Genomic DNA, 24,491 nt, shown 5'->3' on the forward strand with positions numbered 1-24,491 from the left:
GGGCGACCGGAACCGGGCGCACGCCCATCGGCTCCGGCCCGCCCACCCCGCCTACCGCCACAGCCCCCGCGCCGCCAGCCAATCCTGCACGAGCTGAGCCACTTCGTCCGAGTTCCGGTCCATCATCACCATGTGGCTGTTGCCGCGGATGCCCCGCTCCGGCAGGTCCACCACGTCCACGCTGCCGCCGGCCGCGCGCACCGCCTCGGCGAAGCGCACGCCGTTGCCGCGGATGGTCGGCCAGCGCGGGTCGGTCGCGATGTTGTCGCCGTAGATCATCAGGACCGGGATGTTCCGCAGCGCCGCGACCTTGGCGGGATCGCCCACCGCGGCCGGCTCCACCAACACCAGCGCGCGCACCCGGTCGGGCCGCTCCTGCGCCGCGCGCCAGCCGAAGAGCCCGGCCTGGGAATGCGCGACCACCACCGAAGGTCCCACGCGATCGAGCAGCGCGAGATACGCCTCCAGCGTCAGCTCGTCCGTGGTGGTGAAGCGCGGGACATTCTGGCGGACGAAGTTGCGGTAGCTCTCCCGGTCCGTCGGGAACTGTACGCCGGGATAGGTCGTGCCGCGCTGGAAAGACCCCGGCCCCTCGCCGATGCGGAAGCGCTCCCAGGGATTGTCGAGCGTCAGGAAGACCGGCTGGCCGCCGGTCTGGTCGGGGATCATCGTCCAGCCCGCGCGCCCCCGCTCCACGGCGTCCGACACGATCGTGTGCCAGCCCTGGCGCAGGAAGAAGCTCTGCCAGCCCGGGCGGCCGTCCGGCGTCGTCTCCCAGGTCACGCCGGTCAGGCCGCCGCCGTGCCACATCAGCATCGGCACGCTGCCGCGCTGCGGGCTGGGGATCATGTACTGCGCGTACATCCCGCCCATCATGTAGGTGCCGTTCGGGTCCACCCGCGCCGGCACGCCGCCGGGGGAGAAGAGCACTTCCCGCACCGGCTGGCCGGAGATCACCACCTCCCGCCCGCCGACATGGAAGGAACCCCAGTCCTGAAGGGTGACGGGCGGCCGGGCCGCGGGCTGGGGCGAGGTCTGCGCCTCGGCCAGGGCCGGCAGGACAAGCGCGGCGGCAAGCGCCGCGGCGCGGAGCGGGTGGGGCATGGCGATTTCCTCGACCCGGTCGTCTGCCGGGAGGGCCCCAGCGTGCCGGAAGCCGCGCGCCCCCTGCAACCCGTCCGCTACCGCCCGCGCTTCATCCGCTGGTGTCCGGAGGGAAGCCATGTCGGAGAACCCGACCGATGCGGGACGGTCGCCCTTCTGGGGCTCGGCCGTGCCGTCCTTCATGTTCGCGACGGGGATCGAGAACAGCAATCCCGTCGTCGCCGGCCGGCGCGTGGACCAGATGCGGGCGAGCGGCTTCGACCGCCGCTGGGCCGAGGACTTCGCGCTGGTGCGCGACCTCGGCTGCGAGTTCCTGCGCTTCGGCCCGCCGCTGCACACGACCTGGCGCGGGCCGGGGAACTACGACTGGGCCTTCGCGGACGAGACGATGGCGGCGCTGCGGAAGCTCCGCATCTATCCGATCGTGGATCTCTGCCATTTCGGCGTGCCGGACTGGATCGGGGATTTCCAGAACCCGGATTTCCCGAAGCTGTTCGGCGACTATGCGGCGGCCTTCGCGCAACGCTTCCCCTGGGTGCAGCTCTATACGCCGGTCAACGAGATGTACATCTGCGCACTCTTCTCCGCGCGCTATGGGTGGTGGAACGAATCCCTGTCCAGCGACCGGAGCTTCATCACCGCGCTGAAGCACCTCGTCTCCGCGAACCAGACGGCGATGCGGGCCATCCTGCCGGTTCGGCCCGACGCGATCTTCATCCAGAGCGAATCCGCCGAGCAGTACCACGCCGCCTCCCCCGCCACCTGGGCGGAGGCGCGCTGGCGCAACGCGGAGCGCTTCCTGACGCTGGACCTGAATTACGGCCACCCGGTGGAAGCGCCGGTCTACGAGTACCTGATGGACAACGGCCTGACGCGGGAGGAGTACGCGGCGTTCCGCCGCACCGACCTCAAGCGCCACTGCGTGCTCGGCACCGACTACTACGTCACGAACGAGCACCTGATTTACGAGGGCGGGCACATGTCGTCGCCGGGCGACGTCTACGGCTACGCCACCATCATCGAGCAGTACCACTCCCGCTACGGATTGCCGATCATGCACACCGAGACGAACCTGCGCGACGACGAGCAGGGCAGCGCCGTGGCCTGGCTCTGGAAGCAGTGGACGAACCTCATGCTGCTGTGGGAGCAGCGGCTGCCGGTGCTCGGCTTCACCTGGTACTCGCTCACCGATCAGGTGGATTGGGACACGGCGCTGCGGGAGAACAACGGGCGCGTGAACCCGGTGGGGCTGTACGACATGGACCGGCAGATCCGGCCTGTCGGCGTGCACTACAAGCGCCTGATCTCGCAGTGGCGCGATGTGCTGCCGGCGCGGAGCCTGTGCCTGCAGCTTCCCCTCGCGCCGCTGCGGCCGGAGGCGGTGTCGTGAACGGGCGCTTCGAGGGGCTGGTCGCGATCGTGACCGGCGCGGCCGGCGGGATCGGCATGGCGACCGCGCTGCGGCTGGGGACGGAGGGCGCGAAGGTCGCGCTGATCGGCCGCGGCGGCGACACCCTCTCCGCGGTCGAGGACGCGCTGCGCGCCCAGGGTGCCGTCGGCCGCGGCTTCGTCTGCGACGTGTCGGACGAGGCCGCGGTGGAGACCACGACCGCCGCCGTGGTGGCGGCATGGGGGCGGCTGGACGCGGTGGTGAACAACGCGGGGATGATGCTGTTCAAGCCGCTGCAGGACTACAGCGGCGCGGAGTGGCAGCAGGTGCTGGGCGTGGACCTGATGGGGGCCGTTCACTTCACGCGGCAGGCCTTCCTGCACATGAAGGAGGGCGGGGCGATCGTGAACGTCGCCTCGGTGCACGCGGCGATGACCACGCCGCTGGTCGCGCCCTATGCGGCGGCGAAGGCGGCGATGCTCTCCCTCACTCGCTCCGCGTCGATCGAGGGGAAGGCGCTGGGCATCCGGGCCAACGCGGTGCTGCCCGGCGCGGTGGACACGCCGATGCTGTGGAGCAACCCGAACCTGAAGTCCGGCGCGGAGCGGCTGGACCCGGCCGATGTCGGCAAGCCCGAGGAGGTGGCGGCGGCGATCGCCTTCCTGGCGGCGCCGGAGGCGCGCTTCGTCACCGGGGCGTCGCTGGCGGTCGATGGGGGACGGCTGGCCAAGCTGTGAGGGCGGATCACGGCGTCGGCGGGAGGAGGTGGAAGGCCTCCTCGTGATGGAAGGTCAGGGCCCAGGCGAGGTCGGGCGGGGCGATCACCGCGTCGTCGGAGGAGGGGTAGCAGAAGCTCGGCCAGTGGGTGGTGAAGAGGTCGGTGTCGGTCAGCACGGCCCAACCCTGCGTCCAGGAGACGTGGATCGGCGCCGCGGGCGGCAGGCGGGCGCGGAGCCAGGTTCGGACGGTGTCCTCGTCCAGGTCGGCCGCCGGCAGGGTGTTCGCATCCTGCCGGGTGGGGAAGAGGTGGGCGGTGGGCCAGCGCGCCCGCCAGGCGGTCTCCACCGCGCGGGCATGGGCCGCGGTGAGCGGGCGGATGCGCTGGAGGTCGGCGGCGTTCAGGAGGCGGTGGCGCGGGTCGGTCCAGCGCCACCGCAGCGGGAAGGCGTCCAGCGGCGTGAGGCCGGACGCGGATCCCTGATCGGGCATCAGTCCACCTGGATGGCGCCGCGGCGGATGACCTCGGCCCAGCGGGTGCGTTCCCGGGCGATGTAGGCGCCGAAGTCGCGCCCGTTCATGCGGGCGGGCTCGGCGCCGTCCTCGCGCAGGCGGACGGCGACCTCGGGGTTGGTGACGCTCTCCATGATCGCGGCCTCGAGCTTCGCGCGGATGGGCTCGGGCGTGCCCTTGGGGACCATGATCCCGTACCAGGCGGAGGCGGTGTAGCCCTGGAGCGTCTCCCCGATCGTCGGCACGTTCGGGAGGGTGGGGGAGCGCTGCGCGCCGGTCGTCGCGATGGCGCGGAGGCTGCCGCCCTGCACGAGGCCCATGACGCTGGGGAGCGTCGTGATCATGAAGGACAGGTTGCCCGAGACGACGTCGGTCAGGGCGGGGCCGGCGCCGCGGAAGGGGACGTGCACCGCCTCCAGGTTCGCGGTCTGGAGCATGAGGGCGGCGGCGAGGTGGGAGGCGGAGCCGTTGGAGGCGCTGCCGTAGGTGAGGTTGCCGTTGGCGGCCTTGATCTCGTCCAGCAGTTCCTGGGTGGTGTTGGCGCGGGACTTGGGGCCGGCGACGAGGAGGAGCGGCGCGTCGGCGACGAGGGCGACGGGGTCCAGGGTGGTCGCGGGGTCGTTCCGCATGTTGCGGAAGAGGCTGGGGTTCACCGCCATGGGGCCCTGGTTGCCCATGAGGAGGGTGTAGCCGTCGGGGCGGGAGCGGGCGGCCTCGTCCGTCGCGATGTTGCCGCCGGCGCCGGGGCGGTTGTCCACCACGCAGGGCTGGCCGAGCACGGTGCCCAGACGCTGCGCGAGGGTGCGGGCGACGAGGTCGGTGCCGCCGCCCGGCGCGTAGGCGACGAGCATGCGAAGGGAGCGGTTGGGGAAGTTCGCGTCCTGCGCGGACGCCGTGCCGGCGACGGCGAGGGCGGCGGGGGTGGCGAGGAGGTGGCGGCGGGTGAGCATCGTGTGACCCTTCTTCGTGGCGCCGGTCTGCGGGGTGGTGTTCGTCATGCGGGCGGGTCCCCGGCCCGGCCCGGGCCTGGAAGGGCGGCGCCGGGGAAGGCTCCGCCTTCCCCGGTCCCCATCCGCCAGGGGGCGAACGCGCCCCCTGGACCCGCGTTCAGCGGAGGCATGCCGAAAACCGATCGCGGGGTCCGGGGGCCGCGTCCGGCCCCCGGCGGAGGGTCCGGGAGGCGGCGCCTCCCGGTCATTCGGCGGCGGCCGCGAGGGGGGCGGCCTGGTGGCCGGACCAGATGCGGGCGGGGACGAGGAGGTTGCCCTCGAAGATGCGGCGGGCGGTGCGGAGGACGCCGGCCCATTCGACGCCGTTCTCCTTCATGCCGAGGGCGATCTCGATCACGCCGGAGGGGTGGGCGATGCGGGCGGTGTCGTCGGCCGTGTGGACGGTGGTGACGGCGTGGGCGACGGTGCCCGGGGTGCGGGAGGCGACGGCGATGGCGATGCCGCCGGTGACCGCCATCGCCTTGTGGACGGCATGGGGGGTGAGGTAGCGGGCGGCGAGATCAGCCGCTTCCGGCGAGGGGCCGACGAGGACGGGCTTGGGGATGACGCTGTCCCGCACGTCGCCGAGGTTCATGCGCATCCCGGCTTCCACGCGCAGGGATTCGATGCGGGCCATGAGGACGGGGTCCGCCTCGATCTCCGCGGGCGGGGAGAGGGCGGAGGCGCCGAGGGCCGCGGCTTCCACGATCATCACGGGCATGGCGCAGTCGATGAGGGTGGCGCGGACGCCCTGGATCTCGTCGGCCACGTTGCCGGTGGGGAAGAGGGCGCCGCACTTGCCGCCCATGATGTCCCGGAACTTGAGGATGACCGGGGCGGCGGTGCCGGCGACGCCGGGGATGCTCGCCTCGCCCTCGTAGGTGACCTCTCCGCCGGGGGTCTGGACGACGGCTTCCACCAGGGCGCCGGTGTTCTGGTTGCGGATGACGACGGGGGTGGTGCCGTCCCGCGCGGGGACGATCCCGGCCTCCACCGCGAAGGGGCCGACGCCGGAGAGCATGTTCCCGCAGTTGGGGCGGGTGTCCACGATCGCCTTGTCCACGGAGACCTGGGCGAAGAGGTAGTTCACGTCCACGCCCGGTTCGGTGGAGCGGGAGACGATGGCGACCTTGCTGGTCAGCGTGTCGCCGCCGCCGATGCCGTCCACCTGGAGGCGGTGGGGGGAGCCCATGGCGGCCAGGAGCACGGCGTCCCGCGTGGCGGGATCTTCCGGCAGGTCGGTGGCGAGGAAGTAGGGGCCGCGGCTGGTGCCGCCGCGCATCATCACGCAGGGGATGCGGGTCTGCATGGGGGGTCCTCCGGCTCCGGCGCGTCATACGCCCGTGGGTCGGGCGTGCGAAGCGGCCGTTGGGCCTCATATCCAGGCGAGGCGCATGGCGCGGGAGAGGCGGGCGCGGCCGGCGGCGGTCTTCAGGAGGGCTTTCAGGGTTTTCAGGTGGGTCAGTGCGGCGAGTTGTTCCGCCTTGTCGCGCGGCGGGCGGGGGAGCGGGGCACGGCGGAGCATTTCGGACAAAAGCGGATCGGGGAGGAGCCAGGGCGGGCCGTTCAGGGCTTCCCGCAGGTCCAGCTGCCGGATGAGGAGGAGCAGGCGCATGCCGCCGAGGCGCGCGGCACGGCGGGTGGCGCGCAGGATCATGGGGGCGATCCCCTTCAGCGGGTGCCTGGGGCCGGCCTCCGAGATTTCATGGAGGAGGCGGTGCCAGAGGCCGGCGTGGGTGAGGCGGCGGAAGAAGCGGGCGACGGTGTCGGGCTTGCCGAAGCGTTCGGGCAGGTCCTTCCAGGGGGCGCCGCGGGACATGCCGAGCCAGAGGATGCCGTCCATGCGGCGGCGGAGGTCGGCGACGCGGCGGCCCTGTGGGGAGCGCGGGAGGATGTGGGGGAGGAGGGCGAGCCAGGCGTCGTCTGTGAGGGGGGTGTGGGTGGGCCGGCTGGGATGGGTGGGCGGGAGCGGCATGACCCGGAACGGTTATAGGAATTCTATCTCATGGTCAAGCTGGCGGGGTCCGTGGCGCCTGTGTGCGAACAGTCCTGCCACCCCTCCCCTCCTCGCTGCCGACGGGGCGGGCGGGCGACCGGGCGGCGGGCCGCCGGTCTAGCGGACGCCCGCCTCGCCCAGGATGTCGAGGGCCAGCGCGATGGTGGCGGGCGGCATCAAGAGGTCGGCGCGGCCGAGGTCGACGGCGGCGCTGGGCATCTCCGGGAACTGGGCGCTGCGCGGGTGCTGCACCATCGTCGCCCCGCCGGCGCGGCGCACGGCCGCGATGCCCTTCGCACCGTCGTGCATCATGCCACTGAGCACGATCGCGATGGCCCGCGGTCCCAGGGCCCGCGCCGCGCTTTCCAGGAACAGGTCCACGGAGGGCCAGCCGAGCCGCGGCTTGGGGCCGGGTTGCCGGGCGAGGCTTCCGTTCTCCGCCAGGACGAGGTTCGTTCCTGGCGGTGCGACGAGAACGGTGCCGCGACGGGGGCGCTCCCCGGGCTCGGCCCAGCGGCAGGGCAGGGCCGAGCGGAAGTTCAGGACCTCCGGAAGCTGGCTCGGCAGGGTGGCGCTGAGGTGCTGCACCACGACGACCGGGATGGGGAAATCCCGCGAAAGGCTTGAAAGCAGGGTCGAGAGCGGTGCGAGCCCGCCCGCCGAGCAACCGATGGCGACCAGCTCAAAAGGGGTGAAGGCGGGATCGGCCGCGGAGACGCTTCGAAGACCGGACATCCGTTCGATATCTAACACAGATCAGGGACGCGGCCCGGGGGAGCTGGGAGAAGCCCGGCTTCTCTCGGAGGCGCCGATGGACCGGGACGTCATCCCAGCCTCCCAGGGCGAGAACGCCCTTCTTGCCGCCCTGCCCGAGGAGGAACGGACCCTGTTCCTGGGCGAGGTCGAGCGCGTGCCCCTCGCCTTCAAGCGGGTGCTTCAGGAGCTGGACGAGCCGGTCACCCACCTCTGGTTCCCGCGGAGCGGCGTCGCGTCGATGCTCTCGGAGATGACCGACGGGTCGATCGTGGAGGTGGCGACGGTGGGGCGCGAGGGCGTGCTCGGCCTGCCGCTCGTGCTCGACGCAGGGCAGAGCGCCCAGCGCGTCCTCGTCCAGATCCCGGGCGAGGCGGACCGGATGACGGCGGCGGCCTTCGCGCGGCTCCGCCCGCGGCTACCGGGGCTGGAGCGCCTGCTGCTGCGCTATGCGCTCTCGCTCGTGACGCAGGTGAGCCAGGGCAGCGCCTGCAACCGCCTTCACCCCATCGAGGCGCGGTGCGCGCGGTGGCTGCTGCTGACACATGACCGGGTGGATGGCGACAGCTTCCCGCTGACCCACGAGTTCCTCTCGCAGATGCTCGGCGTGACCCGGCCGAGCGTGACCATCGCGGCGGGGATGCTGCAGCGGGCGGGGCTGATCCGCTACGGCCGGGGCGTGGTCGAGGTGCTGGACCGCGCGGGGCTCGAGGGGGCGTCCTGCGAGTGCTACGGCGTCATCACCCGGGAGTTCCGTCGCCTGCTCCGGGCCGACTGAGGGCTGCCGCGTCTCCACCAGGGCCTGCGTGTCCCTCAGCAGGCGGCGGGAATGCGCGATCAGGGCCTCGGACCGGGCGATGAGCAGGCGGTCTTGCCGGATGTCGGCCCGGAAGATCGGATCGAGGGGGGTGGGGCGGGAGCGTGGCATGGGGCGGGTGTGGGACGGCCCGTTCGCGCTGTCGGTCCGGTGCCAGACACAGCGATGCGGGCGCGCGGGGGCCGGCCGTGTCGTCGGTCCCGGCGCAGGGTCCCCGGACGGGGGGAGCGGCGGCGGGCCTCTTGCCGCCCCTGCCGGGGAGGCGGACCTTTGGCCGGTGGACGCATTGCCCCTCCCTCCCCCCACGCCTCCCGGCCCGCTCCAGCTCCTCCTCGCCTTCGGCAAGGCGGGGCTGCTCGGCTTCGGGGGGGCCAATGTGTGGGTGCGCCGCTCCATGGTGGAGGAGCATCGCTGGCTGACCGAGCGGGAGTGGGCGGAGATCCTCGGGATGGGGCAGGTGCTGCCGGGGCCGAATGTGGGGAATGCGGCCGTCATGATCGGGCGGCGCTTCGCGGGGCTGCCCGGGGCGGTGGCGGCGAGTGCAGGGCTGTATGGCGGGCCGCTGGTGGTGTTGATGGGGCTGATGCTGCTGTGGCAGCGCTTTTCCGAGAACCCGCATGTCTCGGCGATGATGCACGGGCTGGCCTGCGCGGCGGCGGGGATGGTGATGGGCAACGGCTTCCGCATGGCGACGCGTCTCAGGCCGCCGCCGGAGCTGATCGTGATCGGGCTGATGGCGGTGGCGGCGGGGGCGTGGTGGCGGGCGCCGCTGCCGCTGATCATCCTCGTGCTCGGGCCGGTGGGGATCGGGGCGGTGTTGTGGCGGCGGAGGCGGGGCGGGTGATGCCGGACGCGGTGGGGCTGTTCGTCTTCTTCGCGAAGCTGTCGCTGCTGGCGGTGGGGGGTGCGAACGCCGCCGTGCCGGAGATGCACCGGGAGATCGTGGAGGTGCATCGCTGGATGAGCGACGCGACCTTCTCCCAGGGGTATGCGCTGGCGGCCTCGGCGCCCGGGCCGAACGTGCTGTTCGTGGCGGTGCTGGGCTGGACGCTGGCGGGGTGGACGGGGCTGGCGGGGGCGCTGCTGGGGATGCTCGGGCCGACCTGGGTGGTGGCCTATGGCGTGGGCTCGCTGGCGCAGCGGCTGTCGCATGACTGGCGGATGGCGGCGGTGCGGGCGGGGCTGGTGCCGGTGGCGATCGGGCTGTCGCTGGCGACGGGGCTGGTGACGGGGGGCGCGGCGGCGCGGGGGACGGGGCTGGAGGTGGCGGTCTGCGTCGCGATCACGGCGGGGGCCTGGCTGTGGGTGTGGCAGGGGCGCGGGTCACCGGGCTGGGCGCTGGTGATGGGCGGTTCGCTGGGGCTGTTGCTGCTGCGCTGAGGGGGTGGCGGGCGCGGCCCCCTTGAAGTGCGAATGACTCTCACGCATGAACGCGCCGTCATCTTCCGACGGGACAGGACGCCATGATTCGCCCGCTGCTCCTCGCTCTCTCCCTGCTGGCGCCGGCCGCGGCGGGGGCGGCCGAGGTCAATGTCTATACGACCCGCGAGCCGGGGCTGATGCGGCCGCTGACCGAGCGCTTCACGCGCGAGACGGGGATCGCGGTGAACAGCGTCTTCGTGCAGGGCGGGCTCGCGGAGCGGATCGCGGCCGAGGGGGCGCGGTCCCGCGCCGACGTCGCCATGGTGGTGGACGTGGGCAACCTGATGGAGCTGGTGGACCGCGACCTGGCCCAGCCCGTGCAGTCCGCGGCGCTGGAGGCGGCGATCCCCGCCGGGCTGCGGGACCCGCAGGGGCGGTGGTTCGCGCTCTCGACCCGGGCGCGGGCGATCTATGTCTCGCGCGAGCGGGTGCCGGAGGCGGAGGCGGCGGCGCTGACCTATGAGGCGCTGGCGGAGCCGCGCTGGCGGGGGCGGGTGTGCATCCGGTCCGGGCAGCATCCCTACAACACCGCGCTGTTCTCGATCCTGATGGTGGATCACGGCGAGGCGTGGCTGCGGACCTACCTGACCAACCTGCGCGGCAACCTGGCGCGGCGGGCGACGGGCGGCGACCGGGAGGTGGCGCGCGACATCCTGGCCGGGATCTGCGACGTGGGGCTGGCGAACACCTATTACGCGGGGCTGATGCTCTCGGGCGCCGGGGGCGACGAGCAGCGCCGCTGGGGCGAGGCGGTGCGGGTGATCCTGCCGCCCGGGCACACGGCGGTGAACATCTCCGGCGCCGTGGTGGCGAAGAACGCGCCGAACCGGGCGGAGGCGGTGCGCTTCCTGGAGTGGCTGGTGGGCGAGGAGGCGCAGACGCTCTACGCGAACGGCAACTTCGAGAACCCGGTGCGGCCGGGCACGCCGACCAACCCGATCGTGCAGGGCTTCGGCGAGCTGCGGCCGCGGAACGTGTCCCTGCCGGAGGTGGCGGCGCGGCGGGCGGCGGCGAGCCGGATCGTGGACGAGGTCGGCTTCGACCGCTGAGCTGAGGCCGGGCTGGCGCGGGCGGCGGGTGGGGGCCGGGCGCCTCTCGCTGCACCGGGTCGGCGCGATCCTGGCGGCGGGGCTGGTGGCGCTGCCGGTCGGGGCTCTGGCGCTGGCCGCGGCGCGGGGGTCGGGCGATCTCTGGCCGCATCTGGCGCGCTACGTGCTGCCGCCGGCCGTGGTGGAGACGGCGCTGCTGCTGGCCGGCGTCGGCGCGGTGGCGGTGGGGGCCGGGACGGGGGCGGCCTGGCTGGCGGCCTGCTACCGCTTTCCCGGGCGGCGGGTGCTGTCCTGGGCGCTGGTGCTGCCGCTGGCGATGCCGGCCTATGTGGCGGCCTATGCCTGGCTGGACGTGCTGCACCCGGCCGGGCCGGTGCAGGCGGGGCTGCGCGGGTGGCTGGGGCTGCACGATCCGCGCGCCATCCCGCTGCCGGAGGTCCGGTCGCTGCCGGGCTGCGCGCTGGTGATGGGCTCGGTGCTCTACCCGTATGTGTATCTCTCGGCGCGGGCGGCCTTCCTGTCGCAGGGGCTGGGGCTGATCCGGGCGGGGCGGTCGCTGGGGGCCGGGGGGTGGCGGCTGTTCCACCAGGTCGGGCTGCCCATGGCGCGGCCGGCGATCGCGGCCGGGGCGGCGCTGGCGCTGCTGGAGGCGCTGAACGACGTCGGCGCGGCGGAGTTCCTCGGCGTGCGGACGCTGACGGTCTCGGTCTACGTCACCTGGATCACGCGGTCCTCGCTGGAGGGAGCGGCGCAGATCGCGCTGATGCTGCTCGCAGCGGTGGCGGCGGTGCTGGCGCTGGAGGCCTGGGCGCGCGGGCGGGTGGGGGATGTGCGGTCGGTGGCGGAGCCGGTGCCGCCGGAGCCGCGGACGCTGCCGCCGGTCCCCGGGCTGCTGGCGGCGGCCGCCTGCGCGCTGCCGGTGGTGACGGGCTTCGCCATCCCGGCGGCCTATCTGCTCTGGGCGGCGTGGCGGCGGGTGGCGGCCTTCGGCCTGCCGCCGGACCTCGATCGCTGGGTGCTGAACAGCGCGGTGCTGGCGGGGGCGGCGACGTTGCTGGTGCTGCCGGCCGGGCTGGTGCTGGCCTTCGGCGCGCGGGGGCGCGGGATGGCCCCGCGGGACCGGACGGGATCGGCGCTGCTGCGGGCCGGGATGCTCGGCTACGCGCTGCCGGGGGGGATCGCGGCGGTGGGGCTGACGGTGGCCTTCGGGGGGATGGACGACGTGCTGGGGGAGCTGGGCGCGCTGGCGCCGCCGCCGCTGCTGGGCACGGCCGCCGCCGTGGTCGCGGCCTATGTCGTGCGCTTCCTGGCCATCCCGGCGGGCGGGCTGGACGCGGCCTATGGGCGCATCCCCCGGTCGGCGGACTGGTCGGCCCGCGCCATGGGGGCGGGGCCGGGCCGCCTGCTGTGGCGGGTGCACCTGCCGCCGCTGCGGCCGGCGCTGCTGGCGGCGGCGCTGCTGGTCTTCCTGGACGCCATGAAGGAGCTGCCGGCCACGCTGCTGCTGCGGCCCCTGAACCGGGAGACGCTGGCGACGGCGCTCTACGCGGAGGCGGCGCGCGGGACCTATGAGGAGGGCGCGGTGGCGGCGCTCGCCCTCGTGCTGGTGGGGCTGCCCGTGATCGGGCTGCTGATGGGGCGGGCGCGGCGCTGAGAGGTGGGGACGGTGGCTCGGGCCCTCCTTCGTCGGGCGGATCGCGGCCTCTCCGGATCGTTCCCGTCCTCGCCTTGCCGCCGGGGGCGGAGCGGTGCGACCGTTTTCCCCGAGGCAGGAGGGAACAGGCATGAACCGCAGGGACATCGCGGGCGGGCTGGTGCTGGCCGCGGTCGCGCCGGGGATCGTCGCGGCCCAGACGGGCGGCGCGCCGGCGGGTGCCGGGCCTTCGGGCGCGGAGGGGTGGGCGACGGCCTGGGCGGGATCGGTGCAGGGGCCCTACCCCATCGGCAATCCCTCGGCCCAGCCGGATCAGCGCTTCGCCTTCCCGCAGGCGGCGGAGGGCGCCAACGACCAGACCTTCCGGCTGGTGGTGCGGCCGGACTTCTGGGGGCGGCAGGCGCGGCTGCGGTTCCAGAACGCCTTCGGGACGCGGCCGCTGGTGATCGACGGGGTGCATGCGGGGCTGCATCTCGGCGGCGGGTGCGTGGCACCGGGGACGAACCGTCCCGTGCGGTTCGGGGGGCAGGAGAGCGTCACCGTGCCGCCCGGGGGGCAGGTGTGGTCCGACGCGGTGGAGCTGCCCTTCGCGGCGCAGCCGGACGCGCCGCTGCTGGCCGGGCGGAAGCTGGCCGTGTCCTTCCACGTGGCGGGGCGCAGCGGGCCGATGACCTGGCACGCGAAGGCGTTGCAGACCTCCTATGTCTCGCGGCCCGGGAGCGGGTCCAAGGGGGCGGAGGAGGGGGAGGAATCCTTCCCCTTCTCGACGGCGTCCTGGTTCTTCCTCGATGCGGTGGACATGGCGGCGCCGGCGGGGATCCCGGTCATCGTGGGGTTCGGGGATTCGATCACGGACGGGACGGCCTCCACCATGAACGGGGATGACCGCTGGCCCGACGTGCTGTCCCGGCGGCTGCATCAGGCGTTGGGGAACCGGGTGTCCGTGGTGAATGCGGGGATCGGCGGGAACCAGGTGGTGGGGCCCGCCGCCTATGGGCCGGACCGGCCGTTCCCCGGCGGTCCTTCGGCGCTGGCGCGGCTGGAGCGGGACGTGATCTCGCTGTCCGGGGTGCGCTGCGTGGTGTGGCTGGAGGGGACGAACGACTTCTCCCGCAACGGCAATGCCTCGCTGGAGGCGGTGCGGGACGGGATGGTGGAGGGGGTGCGGCGGCTGCGCGCGGCCCTCCCGGGCGTGCGGGTGGTGGGGGCGACGGTGACGACGGCGCTCGGCAGCACGAGCGCGGCGCATGGCCATGCGGAGCAGGACGAGAAGCGGAAGGGGCTGAACGCCTTCATCCGGGATTCCCGCACCTTCGACGCGGTGGTGGATTTCGAGAGCGCGACGCTGGACGCGGCGACCGGGGAGCTGCGCGCGGAGATGATCCCGGAGAGCACGACGGGCGGCGCGGGGGACAAGCTTCACCCGAACCGGGCGGGGTATCTGGCGATGGGGAGCAGCATCCCGCGGGAGGCGGTGGTGCCGGGGTGAAGAGGGAAGGTTAGGTGAACGGAATTCCTTATATACCAGCCTCCAGCGCCGACCGGCGGCTCGATCGCGAGGCCGCAGCCCCGTCCCGACTGGCCGGGGCCACTGGGTGGTGCAGAAATCAAGATTTCCCGCCATCGGCACGAAGCCGCCCGAGGCCGAGTTGTCGAGGAACGGTCGCAGCATTGAAGTCGGCCGCGGCGGCCTTTGCCGCATCGTGAGCCATGCGTCAGCCCCCCGTCGTCAATGGGCCAACGGTTCAGTTGATGCCGCTGTCTGTTCCCGTGCCAAGCATATTTGATTCAGGCTGTCCGGGGTGAGCGGGTTGCGGGCGAAATCCCCATACCGCTCGACCATCTCCAGCCCTGCTGTTTCCAGCAGCAGCGGCAGCTCCTGCGGGAAGAACTGTCGCAGCACGAGAGGCGCGACCGCCACGCCCGGTTGGCCGGCGCGGGCAACCCGCAGGCGCGAGGTGCGGATCTGAGTGATCGGGTCATAGCTTGCGGCCTCTTCCGCCCTGATCGCGGAGGCTGGGTTAGGGCCGAGATCGAGCTGCCGCCACTCATCTTCCGGCCGGGACAGCAGGCCGAGGTCCGGCCGGACGACGTCGAAGGCGAGTCTGCCCCCAGGCGCCAAGTGTCGGCGGACCCGTATCAGGCAGGCGCGCACCTTCTCGTTGGTCGTCAGATGCGCGAGCGAGTTGCAGGACACGATGATCAGCGCGAAGCGACGGTCCAGATCGAAGCTGCGCATGTCGCCGTGCTCGAAGGAAACCGACAGCCCCGCCTCACGGGCTTTACGCCGCGCGGCTGAGAGCATGCTGTGCGAGGCATCGAGGCCCACCACTTCATGTCCGTCACGGGCCAGAGGTAGGGTGAGCCGCCCTGTGCCACAGGCAAGTTCCAGCACGGGACCGCCGCAGCGCCGCGCCTCCTCGCGGTAGAACGCCTCGCACGGACCAGGCTGCACAATCGCATCGTACAGATCGGCACGGTCATAAAGCGGCGAATCGTCTCCTGATGCCTGATGGGGACCGTCATTCCTGTCCAGCGTTTCTGCCGCGATGCGTGCAGCCAGGGCTTCCTGCATTCGGCGGCTACTGCTCGGCCGAGCATCCATTCGATCTGATGACATTCGCCCCAGGTGCCGGTGATCCAGAGCGGGCTCAACCAAATTCGGGAGCTGGATGGCGAACCGGCCATCTCTGCTCCCACCCAGTGTTGCATCAATCAGGACTTCTGCCCCGCCCAGCAGAGCCAAGAGATTCAACGAGTTGTATGTTGCGCAAGGCCGGTGCAGATGTCCGCCCTGGGGTCGAGGACCGGGAACTCATGCCGAGACGTGGCAACCTGCTTGACCCCGCTCCGCCCCAGGCGTTTGGTCGCCCCGCCATGCCCGACACCGCCATGCCGATCCCCGCCCTCCCGACGGGCCTCCTCGACGCCTTGCTGGGGGTGCTCGGCCCCCGCGGGGTGGTGACGGATGCGCGGGATCTCGAGCCGCATCTGTCGGACTGGCGCGGGCTGTACCGGGGGGCCTCGCCGGCGATGCTGCGGCCGGCCTCGACCGAGGAGCTGTCGATGGCGATGGCGATCCTGCACGCGGCCGGGGTGCCGGTGGTGCCGCAGGGGGGGAACACCTCCATGGTCGGCGGGGCCATGCCGGATGAGAGCGGGCGGCAGGTGATCGTCTCCCTCACAAGAATGAACCGCATCCGGGACCTCGATCCCGTGGACATGACGATGGTGGCCGAGGCCGGGGTGGTGCTGAAGACGGCGCAGGACGCGGCGGCGGCGGCGGGGTGCCTGTTCCCGCTGAGCCTCGGCGCGGAGGGGACGGCGACGGTGGGCGGCGTGCTGTCCACGAATGCGGGCGGCAACACGACGGTGCGCTACGGCAACGCGCGGGACCTGATGCTCGGGCTGGAGGCGGTGATGCCGGATGGCGGCGTCATCCACGGGCTGCGGCGGCTGCGGAAGGACAATACGGGCTACGCGCTGCGCCACCTGCTGGTGGGGGCGGAGGGGACGCTCGGCTTCGTGACGGCGGCGGTGCTGCGGCTGTTTCCCCGCCCGCGGGCGGAGGCGATCGCGCTCTGCGCGGTCGCGGACGAGGATGCGGCGCTGTCGCTGTTCCGGCGGTTCCGGGACCGGGACGAGGGGGCGGTGCGGGCCTTCGAGTACATGTCGGGCACGGGGATCGACTTCGCGCTGAAGCACATCGAGGGGGCGACCCTGCCGCTGTCCGAGCGGGCGGATCACTACGTGCTGGTGGACCTGGCCTCCTCGCGGCCCGATGCGGATCTGCGCGGGCTGATGGAGGCGGTGCTGGAGGAGGCGCTGGAGGCGGGCGAGGTGCTCGACGCCGCGCTGGCCGAGAGCGAGGCGCAACGCCACGCGATCTGGCGGCTGCGGGAGGAGCATCCGGAGGCGCAGAAGCGGGAGGGGGCGAGCGTGAAGAACGACGTCTCCGTGCCCGTGTCGAAGGTGCCGGAGCTGATCCGGCGGTCCAACGCGGCGCTGAAGGCGCTGATCCCCGGCAGCCGGCCCGTGCCCTTCGGGCATATGGGCGACGGCAACATCCACATGAACCTGGAGCAGCCGGAGGGGATGGAGGCGGGCGCCTTCCTCGCGCGGTCGCACGACATCATGGACTGCGTGAACGCCATCGTGCGGGAGCTGGATGGGTCGTTCTCCGCGGAGCACGGGGTGGGGCGGCTGAAGCCGGACATGCTGGCGGAGTGGCGCGGCGGGGCGGAGCTGGAGACGATGCGCCGGATCAAGGCGGCGCTCGATCCGAAGGGGCTGATGAATCCGGGGAAGGTGCTGCCGGCTTGATCCGCGCGGCCCTCGCGCTCGTCGCGCTGGGGCTGTCGGGCTGCGCGGCGACGGCGCCCTCCCCCATCGTGCGGCCGGTCGCGCTGCCGGTGCCGCCGGCCGCGCCCGGGGCCGCGGGCTTCCGGGTGGAGGTGCGGGCGGGACGGGCGGCGGACTGCCCGCTGGTCGGCACGGCCGTCCGGATCGGGGAGGGCCGCTTCCTGACGGCCGCCCATATCGTGGACGGGACCGCGATGCGGATGCGGAACTGCGGGGGCCCGGCGATGGCGCCGGTCATCGTCGCGGACGGGCGGCCGGCGCCGGCCCGGCTGGTGCGGCAGGGCGAGGGGGAGCTGGTGCCGCGCGTCGGGCCGCTCTATCGCCGGGGGGAGGACCTGGCCGTGCTGGAGGCGCCTGGGGCCCCGCCCGGGCCGGTGGCGCGGCCCTGCGGGCTGGGGCCGGATCGCGGGCAATCGGTGGTCGTGGCGTCCCGGCTGCGGGTGCTGGAGGCCCGGGCCGGCGGGATGGTGCCGGAGAGCAGCCCGGCCTACGGCGCCTATGCCGAGATTCCCATGCGGATGGAGCCGGGCGAGTCCGGGGCCGGGGTCTTCGATGCCGCGAGCCTCTGCCTGCTGGGGGTGGTCAGCCATCGGCCGGACGAGACGCCGGGGGTGACGCGGATCGTGCCCGCCGCGGCGATCCGCCGGTTTCTCGGCACGTCGGGCGCGGGGAGCTGAGGCGCGGAGTTGGAGAGCCCGTCTCCGCCTTCGGCGGCAGCCTGGCGAGCGGAGATGAGTGGGGGTCCGGGGGAGAGAATGCCTTCTCCCCCCCGGGCTCTTCCCCGGGGCCGGTCACCGTCGGGGATCAGTGCCCGATCGAGGTGAAGACCGAGCGGGCCGGCAGCATCTTGCGGTCGTAGGTCATGGGCCTCTGGGGGACGCCGGACTGCTCCAGGGCGTCGCGGATGCCGATGGCGTAGAGGACGACGTCCATCACGGACCAGGAGGTCTTCACGCCGACCTTCACCTTGATCCCGGGCGGGAGGCCGATCTTGAGGCAGCGTGCCGTGAAGCTGGCGGCGCTGCGGTCGGTTCCCATGAAGCGGGTGCCCTTGAAGAAGGCGTTGTCGATCTTTCCGCTGGCCTGCTGCCAGCGCTGCCAGTTGGCCAGCATCGCCTGTTCGTCCAGGCCGTCCATGAAGATCGAGAAGATCTGGCCGTACTTGTAGTTGAAGACCTCGTATCCCTGCTGCATGCGGGCGTTCATGGCCTCGTCGGACTCGCCGGAGCGCCGGATCGGCTTGGGCATGTAGCGCTCGGCATTGCGGTCGAACCTGCCCTGCGTCTTCGCGACCTCCCCGAACATGTCGTCGTCGGCGATCTTCGTGTTGCCGACGAAAAGGGGGCAGAGCGGGGGGTCCGTGCGAAGTTCGACGGTCATCGGGTGCTCCGGGGCATCGGGTGTTCCCTGGCCTTGGCTGACGTCCATGGTCGAGGCCGGGCGACCGGCGGACGAGACGGCCGCGCGGCGGCGTTCTGGCCCGTAGCCTAGCCGGCCGGCACGGGGGGTCGAGCCCACCCCGGCGCGGCCTCCCCGGCGCCGCTGCCTAGGGGACGGCGGGGCCGAAGGATGTCGTTCCGGTCGGGGGAAGGGCGGCAGCGAAGGTTTGCCCCCCTCCCCCCGCCCGGATAGGTTGCGGCCTTCATGAGCCGGGTCACCCGATACATCGCGAAGCAGATCGCGCTCTCGCTCCTCGCCGTCACGGTGGGGCTGGCGGCGCTCATCTGGCTCACGCAGTCGCTGCGGTTCATCGAGCTGGTGCTGAACCGCGGCCTGTCCTTCGGGGTGTTCCTGCGGCTGACGGGGCTGCTGCTGCCCTCCTTCTTCGCGGTGATCCTGCCGATCACGACCTTCGTCGTGACGCTCTTCGCCTATGTCCGGCTCCAGACCGACCGGGAGCTGGTGGTGATGCGGGCGGCCGGGCTGTCGGACTGGCGGCTGTCGCGGCCGGCGCTGCTGATCGCGGTGCTGGCGACGGGGGTCGGGCTGTTCCTGCAGCTCTGGCTCGTGCCGGTGTCCCACGCCGCCTTCCGCACCTGGCAGTTCGAGATCCGCAACCAGATGGCCGCGGTGCTGCTGCAGGAGGGGGTGTTCAGCGCGATCAGCAACGACCTGACCGTCTATGCCCGGCTGCGGGAGCGGGACGGGGTGCTGCGGGGCATCCTGGTGCATGATTCCCGGGAGACCGGCGCCCCCGTCACCATCCTGGCGGAGCGGGGGGTGATCAGCGCCACCGCGAACGGGCCGCGCGTCACGCTCTATGACGGGCAGCGGCAGCAGATGACGCGGGCCGTGCCGCCGGGCAGCCCGCCCGGCACCCCGGCGGAGCCGCGGCTGACCGTCCTCACCTTCTCGGAGAACAGCCTCGACCTCGCGCGCAGCGGGCGGGCGGAGGATGCGCGCAACCGCGACAGCCGGGAGCGCTTCGTGGACGAGCTGCTGAACCCGGACCCGGCCGAGAACCTGCCGGAGCGCGACATCCGCAAGTTCCGGGCGGAGGGGCATGGGCGGCTCTCCTCCCCGCTGACGACGCTGTCCTTCGCGCTGGTCGCCCTGGCGGCGGCGCTGGGCAGCGCCTTCCGTCGGCATGGCGGGGGGCTCTCGGCGCTGACGGCGGTGCTGGCGGTGGTGGGGCTGCTGGCGATCGGGCTGGCGGTGGGCAACCTCGCGGCGCGGGACAACCGGTTCATCCCGCTCATCTGGCTGCACGCGATCGGGCCGGGGGTGGTGGCGGCCTGGATGCTCTCGGGCGCGCCGGGCTGGCCGCGGCGGGTGCCGCCGGTGCCCGCCGCGGCACCGACGGCCCCCACCCTGCCGAAGCGCGAGGCGGCGGCGTGACCCTGCCCTTCACCTTCGGCGCCTATGTCGCGCGGCGCTTCGTCGTCTCCGCCCTGATCATGCTGACGGCGCTGACCGGGCTGGTCGCGCTGTTCGACTTCATCGAGCTGCTGCGCCGCGCCGCGACCCGGGCCGATGCGGGCTTCGCGGAGGTCTCCTCGATCGCGCTGCTGCGCGTGCCCTTCGTCGCGCTCCAGGTGCTGCCCTTCGCGGTGCTGCTGGGGGGCATCCTGGCCTTCTGGCGGCTGTCGCGCTCCTCCGAGCTGGTCGTCGCGCGGTCGGCCGGGATCTCGGCCTGGGGGTTCCTGGCGGGGCCGGTGCTGATGGCGGCGCTGCTCGGCGGGGCGGCGACGGCGGGGCTGTCGCCGCTGTCCTCCATCATGCTCGCGCGGGCGGAGCAGCTGGACGCGCTGGTGCTGCGGAACGCGCCCTCCTCCACCACCCTCGCGGGCGGGCGGCTCTGGCTGCGGCAGGGGGACCGGGAGATCGACCCGAACGGCTTCGCCATCCTGTCCGGCCGCCCGGTCGCGGCGCGGGACGCGGAGTCGATCCGCGACGGCGGCACCTTCCGGCTGGAGGAGGTGTCGTTCTGGCGCCTCTCGTCGAATGACCGCTTCCTCGGGCGGATCGAGGCGCCGCGGGCCGTGCTGCGGGCGGGGGAATGGGTGCTGGAGGGGGCGACGGCCTTCGGGGCCGACCGGCAGCCCCAGCCCCGGCGCGACCTGGCCTTCCCGACGGAGCTGACGCCGGACCGCATCGCCGACAGCTTCGCCTCCCCCGACACGCTCTCCTTCTGGTCGCTGCCGGAGTTCATCGAGGTGCTGGACAATTCCGGCTTCTCCTCCGTGCGGCACCGGCTGCACTACCAGTCCCTGCTGTCCCTGCCGGTGCTGGCGGTGGCGATGGCGCTGCTCGCCGCCGGCTTCTCGATGCGGGAGGCGCGGCGGGGCGGCGTCGCCGGGATGCTCGGGGCGGGGGTTGCGGCCGGCTTCGCGCTGTTCATGCTGGACCGGGTTACCGGCGAGTTCGGGGAGACCGGGACCCTGCCCGTGGTCCTGGCCGCCTGGGCCCCCGCCGCGGCCGGATTGATGTGCGCCCTCGCCCTGTTGCTGCACCTGGAGGATGGATGACCGAGGAGCGAGGAATGGGCGGGCCGCGGCCGGCCCCGCGCCGGGTGCCCCGCCGCGGCCGCCCGGCGCCCCGCCCCACCCCCCTGTCCCGGCGCGCCGGGCTGCTGGGGGGCGTCGCCTTTCTCGCGCTGATGGCGCTCGCCTCCCCGGTCGGGCAGCTCGGGCAGGCGGCGGCGCAGAGCGGGCTGGGCGGTGCCTTCAACCCCACGCAGTTCCGGGACGCCGAGTTCCCCGGCGCCGCGGCCGCGCCCGCGGGCCGTGCTTCCGGCCCCGCGGGCCTGGGCACCAGCCGGTCCCCGCCGGTGGACCGCAACGCCCCCGTGACCTTCACCGCGGAGAGCGTGGAGTACGACCAGGGCGAGAACCGCGTCACCGCGACGGGCAAGGTCGAGGCCTGGCAGGGCGACCGCATCCTGCGCGCCGACCGCTTCACCTATGACCGCAACACCGGCGTCGCGGTCGCCGAGGGCAATGTGGAGCTGCTGGAGCCCGACGGGCAGGTGCTGTTCGCCGACCGGGCCGAGCTGCAGGGCGGCATGCGGGAGGCGGTGGTGGACGGGATGCGCGGGCTTCTCGCGCAGAACGGGCGGGTGGCGGCGAACGGCGCCCGCCGCACCACGACCGAGAGCGGGGCGACGATCACCGACCTCGCGCGCGTGGTCTATTCGTCCTGCGACCTCTGCGCCGAGAACCCGGCGGAGCCGCCGATCTGGCAGATCCGCTCCCGCCTCGCGACGCAGGACGGGGAGGCGCGGCGCATTCGCTTCCGCGACGCGACGCTCGACGTTGCGGGCTTCCCGACGCTCTACACGCCCTACATCTCGATGCCGGACCCCTCCACGCCGCGGTCCTCCGGCTTTCTCTCGCCCTCCTTCGGGCAGACGCGCTTCCTCGGGCTGTTCACGGAGATCCCCTATTACTGGGCGATCGACGACAGCAGCGACGCGACGATCACGCCGCTGATCTCGACGAACCAGGCGCCGGCGCTGAACCTGGCGTATCGCCGCCGCTTCAACTTCGGCGAGCTGAGCATCGAGGGCTCGGCCGGTTATCTCCGGCGCGAGGGGGAGATCACCGAGGACGGGTTCGGCGGATCGATCCGCGCCCGCGGCCTGTTCAACATCGACGAGAACTGGCGCGCCGGCTTCACCCTCAACCGCGCCTCTTCCGAGAGCTATCTCCGCGCCTTCCGCCAGCCCTTCGCGCGCGTGCTGACGAGCACCGCCTACACCGAGGGGTTCTGGGGCACCGAGGCCTATGCGCGGGTGGAGGGTCTGGCCTTCCAGGGGCTGCGCAGCCAGGACGACGTGGGGCTCGTCCCCTTCGTGCTGCCGAACATGTACTACCAGCACGTCTTCGGGCGGGATTCGATCGGCGGGCAGCTGACGGCCGACGTGACCGCGTTCAACATCTACCGCGACGCCGGCACCAAGACGCGCCGCGCCGGCACGCGGCTGAACTACGACGTGCCGCGCATCGACAACATCGGCGGCGTCTGGACCTTCCGCGCCCAGCTCGACGCGCTGGGCTACAACGCGGACGACGTGAATCTCTCGCCCAACTTCTCCTCCAACAGCACGCTGAACGAGGCGACGGGGAATGTCCGCGTCGCCATCGACTGGCGCCTGCCGATGGTGCGGGAGGTGACGGAGTTCGGCGGCGGGCTGGGCCAGCAGCTCATCGAGCCGCGGATCCAGATCGTGACCGGTCCGAACATGGGCCGGCAGAGCCGCATCCCGAACGAGGACAGCCTCGACTTCGAGTTCACGGACGCGAACCTCTTCGCGCTCAACCGCTTCGTCGGGCGCGACCGGCAGGAGGGCGGGACGCGGGTGGACGCGGCGTTCCGCGCCGCCTGGCTGTTCCCGAACGGGGGGCAGATCGAGGGGCTGGTCGGCCGGTCCTTCCGCGCCTCCCGCGAGGAGGTGTTCGAGGCCCGGTCCGGGCTGCGGGACCAGGAATCCGACTGGGTCGGCCGCATCCGCGTGCAGCCGACGCCCTGGCTGAACGTCGTCGCCCGCGCGCGGCTGGACGGGGAGACGCTGGACCGCCGGATGCTCGATACCCAGGCGAATCTCGGGCTGGAGCCGCTCGGGCTCGGCCGGACCTCGCTGAACCTCGGGTATGTCTACAACATCCCGCTGACCATCCAGTCGCCGCGCCGCTACACGCGGGAGGTCTATGGCGGGGCGCAGACCCAGGTGAGCCAGTTCTGGCGCGCGGGCGTCTTCGGGCGCTACGACATCGAGGACCGGCGGGGCGTCGCGGTGGGCATGAACCTGACCTACGAGGATGAGTGCCTCATCCTCGACGGGCGGTTCTACCAGTCCTACGCGCAGAACCCGACGACGCTGCAGGACTATCCGTCCGGCACGGTGCTGCTGCTGCGGATCGGGCTGAAGACGATCGGCGACTTCGGCATCCGGGCGCTGTAGGCGGCTGACCGGGGCGCCGGCGGTGCGGCAGCGGCCGGTTCAGCGCGCCCTCCGGCGCGGGGGCGATGGCGCCGGCGGGCTTTCCTGTTCGGGCGTGCGGGCCGCGCCCGTCCGCCTCGTCCTGCAAGGCGCGCTCGCGGCCGTCCTCATCGCCCTGACCGCCTCGCCTGCCGCGGCGCAGGCGCCGGGCGAGCTTCTGCTTCCCGTCACCCCGGCCTGCATCTCGTCGTCCTTCGGCGCGCGGCCGGCGGGCGGGCCCCGCGCCTCCCGCGTCCATAACGGGATGGACCTGCCCGCCCCGGCCGGGGCCTGGGTCCGCGCGGTCGGGGCCGGGCAGGTGGTTGGCATCCGCCGGCTTGGTGCGCGGGGGCTGGAGGTCGAGCTTCGGCACCCGAATGGGTGGCGGACGGTCTACGCGCATCTCGGCAGCGTCGCGCCGGCCCTGGCCACGGGCCGGCGCGCCGTGGCGGCGGGCGAGGCGCTCGGGCGGGTGGGCCGGACGGGCGTCACCTATGGTACGCATCTTCATCTGGAGCTGGTGATCGATGGGGCGCGCGTTGATCCGGCGCCGCATTTCCGGGTCGGGCGCTGCGGCGGGTAGCGGCCGGGCTTCTTGGCGCGGGCGGACTGCCGTGCATGCCGGCCGGCGCGTCGTCGGGCCCGGTGATACCCTGCCCTGTCAGCGGAGGGCGGCGCGATGCCGATGCGGGTGGCGGTCGTGGACATCACGACCCTGGACGTGGATGCGATCGTCAACGCCGCGAATGAGCGGCTCGCGGCCGGGGGCGGGGTGTGCGGGGCCATTCACCGGGCGGCCGGTCCCGGGCTGGAGGCGGCCTGCCTGGCGATCGAGGACCGTCCGGTTCCCGTCGGCGAGGCCCGGCTGACGCCGGGCTTCGGGCTGCGCGCCCGTTCCGTGATCCATGCCGTGGGTCCGGTCTGGTATGGCGGCGACCGGGGCGAGGCGGAGCGGCTGGCGGCCTGCTACACGAGCAGCCTCGCGCTGCTGCGGGGCGCCGGGGGGCGGTCCATCGCGTTTCCGGCGATCTCGACGGGCATCTTCGGGTATCCGCCACCGCGGGCGGTGGACGTGGCGATCGGCGCCGTCCGGGCGGATCTGGCCGCGCATGGGGATGTCGAGGTGGTGTTCGCCTGCTTCGACGAGTGGAATGCGGAGCTCTATGCCGAACGGCTGACGTCGCCGTCCTGACGGGGCCCCGGGCTCCGTTCGCCTTGTCTCTGCAACGGGGCTGGAACGGCCGCCGATCGCGCGGCTGGGGATCGTGGCCTGTCGACGGGAATCCTCGTTCTCCGAGGCCGCT

Annotated in this window: 23 protein-coding genes; 15 read left to right on the forward strand and 8 right to left on the reverse strand. The window is 73.1% G+C overall.

Annotated elements, in window-relative coordinates; genetic code table 11:
* Window positions 1–51 precede the first annotated feature (51 nt).
* Window positions 52–1,104: an esterase gene (locus ACP6CK_RS13865; RefSeq protein ID WP_426959612.1), complete on the reverse strand. Its 1,053-nt coding sequence runs from the start codon at window positions 1,102–1,104 to the stop codon at window positions 52–54.
* A 118-nt stretch (window positions 1,105–1,222) separates the two neighbouring features.
* On the opposite strand from ACP6CK_RS13865, the gene ACP6CK_RS13870 reads away from it, so the two are divergent.
* Both ACP6CK_RS13870 and ACP6CK_RS13875 read left to right on the forward strand, forming a co-directional pair.
* Entirely contained in the window at window positions 1,223–2,494 is a 1,272-nt protein-coding gene (locus tag ACP6CK_RS13870; RefSeq protein ID WP_426959614.1) for a family 1 glycosylhydrolase, read from the forward strand.
* Window positions 2,491–3,231, forward strand: coding sequence for an SDR family NAD(P)-dependent oxidoreductase (locus ACP6CK_RS13875; RefSeq protein WP_426959615.1), 741 nt, complete (start codon window positions 2,491–2,493; stop codon window positions 3,229–3,231). The genes ACP6CK_RS13870 and ACP6CK_RS13875 overlap by 4 nt, the downstream gene beginning before the upstream one ends.
* A gap of 7 nt (window positions 3,232–3,238) precedes the next feature.
* Here the strand turns inward: ACP6CK_RS13875 and ACP6CK_RS13880 are convergent, their stop codons facing one another.
* The 5 genes from ACP6CK_RS13880 to ACP6CK_RS13900 all read right to left on the reverse strand — a co-directional run bounded on the left by ACP6CK_RS13880 (window position 3,239) and on the right by ACP6CK_RS13900 (window position 7,444).
* The gene (locus ACP6CK_RS13880) at window positions 3,239–3,703 is read right to left on the reverse strand and encodes a hypothetical protein (RefSeq protein ID WP_426959617.1); all 465 of its coding nucleotides are present in this window, start codon (window positions 3,701–3,703) and stop codon (window positions 3,239–3,241) included.
* On the reverse strand, window positions 3,703–4,722 hold the full coding sequence (locus ACP6CK_RS13885; protein WP_426959619.1) for a Bug family tripartite tricarboxylate transporter substrate binding protein: 1,020 nt from the start codon (window positions 4,720–4,722) through the stop codon (window positions 3,703–3,705). The genes ACP6CK_RS13880 and ACP6CK_RS13885 overlap by 1 nt, the downstream gene beginning before the upstream one ends.
* A 196-nt stretch (window positions 4,723–4,918) precedes the next feature.
* Window positions 4,919–6,022: a 4-oxalomesaconate tautomerase gene (locus tag ACP6CK_RS13890; RefSeq protein WP_426959620.1), complete on the reverse strand. Its 1,104-nt coding sequence runs from the start codon at window positions 6,020–6,022 to the stop codon at window positions 4,919–4,921.
* A gap of 66 nt (window positions 6,023–6,088) precedes the next feature.
* The gene (locus ACP6CK_RS13895; RefSeq protein ID WP_426959621.1) at window positions 6,089–6,688 is read right to left on the reverse strand and encodes a transposase; all 600 of its coding nucleotides are present in this window, start codon (window positions 6,686–6,688) and stop codon (window positions 6,089–6,091) included.
* Between the two features lie 138 nt (window positions 6,689–6,826).
* Complete coding sequence (locus ACP6CK_RS13900; protein ID WP_426959623.1) at window positions 6,827–7,444, reverse strand: chemotaxis protein CheB; 618 nt, start codon at window positions 7,442–7,444, stop codon at window positions 6,827–6,829.
* A gap of 76 nt (window positions 7,445–7,520) precedes the next feature.
* On the opposite strand from ACP6CK_RS13900, the gene ACP6CK_RS13905 reads away from it, so the two are divergent.
* From ACP6CK_RS13905 to ACP6CK_RS13930, 6 genes are all read left to right on the forward strand, one after another.
* Window positions 7,521–8,240 carry a Crp/Fnr family transcriptional regulator gene (locus ACP6CK_RS13905; protein WP_426959624.1) on the forward strand — a complete coding sequence of 240 codons (720 nt, stop codon included), beginning with the start codon at window positions 7,521–7,523 and terminating at the stop codon, window positions 8,238–8,240.
* A 316-nt stretch (window positions 8,241–8,556) separates the two neighbouring features.
* Entirely contained in the window at window positions 8,557–9,123 is a 567-nt protein-coding gene (locus ACP6CK_RS13910) for a chromate transporter (protein ID WP_426959626.1), read from the forward strand.
* Window positions 9,123–9,659 (forward strand): chromate transporter, encoded by a 537-nt coding sequence (locus ACP6CK_RS13915; RefSeq protein WP_426959628.1) that lies wholly within the window; start codon window positions 9,123–9,125, stop codon window positions 9,657–9,659. The genes ACP6CK_RS13910 and ACP6CK_RS13915 overlap by 1 nt, the downstream gene beginning before the upstream one ends.
* Window positions 9,660–9,742: 83 nt before the next feature.
* Window positions 9,743–10,750, forward strand: coding sequence for an extracellular solute-binding protein (locus ACP6CK_RS13920; protein WP_426959630.1), 1,008 nt, complete (start codon window positions 9,743–9,745; stop codon window positions 10,748–10,750).
* Between the two features lie 28 nt (window positions 10,751–10,778).
* Entirely contained in the window at window positions 10,779–12,404 is a 1,626-nt protein-coding gene (locus ACP6CK_RS13925; protein WP_426959632.1) for an ABC transporter permease, read from the forward strand.
* 130 nt (window positions 12,405–12,534) lie between these two features.
* Window positions 12,535–13,893, forward strand: coding sequence for a GDSL-type esterase/lipase family protein (locus ACP6CK_RS13930; RefSeq protein WP_426959634.1), 1,359 nt, complete (start codon window positions 12,535–12,537; stop codon window positions 13,891–13,893).
* Window positions 13,894–14,133: 240 nt separating this feature from the next.
* On the opposite strand, the gene ACP6CK_RS13935 is transcribed toward ACP6CK_RS13930, so the two are convergent.
* Complete coding sequence (locus ACP6CK_RS13935; protein WP_426959635.1) at window positions 14,134–14,979, reverse strand: class I SAM-dependent methyltransferase; 846 nt, start codon at window positions 14,977–14,979, stop codon at window positions 14,134–14,136.
* Window positions 14,980–15,281: 302 nt separating this feature from the next.
* On the opposite strand from ACP6CK_RS13935, the gene ACP6CK_RS13940 reads away from it, so the two are divergent.
* The gene (locus tag ACP6CK_RS13940; protein WP_426959637.1) at window positions 15,282–16,727 is read left to right on the forward strand and encodes an FAD-binding oxidoreductase; all 1,446 of its coding nucleotides are present in this window, start codon (window positions 15,282–15,284) and stop codon (window positions 16,725–16,727) included.
* Window positions 16,724–17,443 carry a trypsin-like peptidase domain-containing protein gene (locus ACP6CK_RS13945; RefSeq protein ID WP_426959638.1) on the forward strand — a complete coding sequence of 240 codons (720 nt, stop codon included), beginning with the start codon at window positions 16,724–16,726 and terminating at the stop codon, window positions 17,441–17,443. Before ACP6CK_RS13940 ends, ACP6CK_RS13945 begins: the two co-directional genes overlap by 4 nt.
* Window positions 17,444–17,570: 127 nt before the next feature.
* Here the strand turns inward: ACP6CK_RS13945 and ACP6CK_RS13950 are convergent, their stop codons facing one another.
* Entirely contained in the window at window positions 17,571–18,146 is a 576-nt protein-coding gene (locus ACP6CK_RS13950; RefSeq protein WP_426959640.1) for a hypothetical protein, read from the reverse strand.
* Window positions 18,147–18,410: 264 nt separating this feature from the next.
* Between ACP6CK_RS13950 and lptF the strand changes: the two genes are divergently transcribed.
* The 5 genes from lptF (at window position 18,411) to ACP6CK_RS13975 (ending at window position 24,379) form a co-directional block, all read left to right on the forward strand.
* Window positions 18,411–19,604, forward strand: coding sequence for an LPS export ABC transporter permease LptF (gene lptF, locus ACP6CK_RS13955; protein WP_426959642.1), 1,194 nt, complete (start codon window positions 18,411–18,413; stop codon window positions 19,602–19,604).
* Window positions 19,601–20,734, forward strand: coding sequence for an LPS export ABC transporter permease LptG (lptG, locus tag ACP6CK_RS13960; protein ID WP_426959643.1), 1,134 nt, complete (start codon window positions 19,601–19,603; stop codon window positions 20,732–20,734). The genes lptF and lptG overlap by 4 nt, the downstream gene beginning before the upstream one ends.
* Window positions 20,731–23,169, forward strand: coding sequence for an LPS-assembly protein LptD (locus ACP6CK_RS13965; protein WP_426959644.1), 2,439 nt, complete (start codon window positions 20,731–20,733; stop codon window positions 23,167–23,169). Before lptG ends, ACP6CK_RS13965 begins: the two co-directional genes overlap by 4 nt.
* 94 nt (window positions 23,170–23,263) lie before the next feature.
* A complete protein-coding gene (locus ACP6CK_RS13970; RefSeq protein WP_426959646.1) occupies window positions 23,264–23,770 on the forward strand; it encodes a M23 family metallopeptidase in 507 nt (168 codons plus the stop codon).
* 96 nt (window positions 23,771–23,866) lie between these two features.
* Window positions 23,867–24,379 carry a macro domain-containing protein gene (locus tag ACP6CK_RS13975; RefSeq protein WP_426959647.1) on the forward strand — a complete coding sequence of 171 codons (513 nt, stop codon included), beginning with the start codon at window positions 23,867–23,869 and terminating at the stop codon, window positions 24,377–24,379.
* The last annotated feature ends 112 nt before the right edge of the window (window positions 24,380–24,491 follow it).

It is taken from the genome of Muricoccus radiodurans (genome assembly GCF_050154705.1).
GTDB classification, from domain to species: Bacteria; Pseudomonadota; Alphaproteobacteria; order Acetobacterales; family Acetobacteraceae; genus Roseomonas; species Roseomonas radiodurans.